Below are 706 nucleotides of genomic sequence, written 5' to 3' on the forward strand. Positions count from 1 at the left end.
TCGAAGAGCTGGGCAACAGCCAGGAAAGCGCCATGCACCATGCCAGCGATACTGGCGAGAAGATCCGCCAGATGCTGTCCGCACCCTATCAGCTCCACGACCATATGGTGCAGATCACCCCGAGCATTGGCGTAGTGTTGTTCGATGGCACGCTGCAGAACGCCGACGAACTGATCAAGCAGGCCGACATGGCGCTGTACAAAGCCAAGGATGCCGGGCGCGACCAGCTGTGCTTCTTCGATAACGCCCTGCAGAGCGAAATCAACCAGCGCGCCCTGCTGCAGCGTGACCTGCGCCTGGCCCTGGAGCAGGATGAGCTGCGCCTGTTCTACCAATCGGTAGTCGACGCTGACGAGCAGATCCTCGGCTTTGAGGCCCTGCTGCGTTGGCAAAACCCGCAGCGCGGCCTGGTTTCCCCGGCGCAGTTCATTCCCCTGGCCGAGGAAAGCGGCCTGATTATTCCGATCGGCCAATGGGTACTGACCACCGCCTGCCGCCAGCTGGCCGAGTGGCAGCACGACCCCATGCGCCAGGCCTGGACCATTGCCGTGAATATCAGCGCGCGCCAGCTCAGCCAGCCCGATTTCGTCCAGCAGGTGCTACAAGTGCTGGCCAGCAGCGGCGCACCGGCCAACCGCCTGCGCCTGGAAATCACCGAATCCATGTTGCAACACGACCTGACGGTCACCATCGGCAAGATGCAGGC

At 62.6% G+C, this 706-nt stretch carries 1 protein-coding gene; it reads left to right on the forward strand.

Features of this window, described 5'->3' with window-relative positions; genetic code table 11:
• Positions 1-706: GGDEF domain-containing phosphodiesterase (locus N1078_RS19465; protein ID WP_274089705.1), on the forward strand; the 706-nt coding region annotated here is incomplete at both ends.

The organism is Pseudomonas sp. MIL19 (assembly GCF_028680365.1).
GTDB classification, from domain to species: Bacteria; Pseudomonadota; Gammaproteobacteria; order Pseudomonadales; family Pseudomonadaceae; genus Aquipseudomonas; species Aquipseudomonas spirodelae.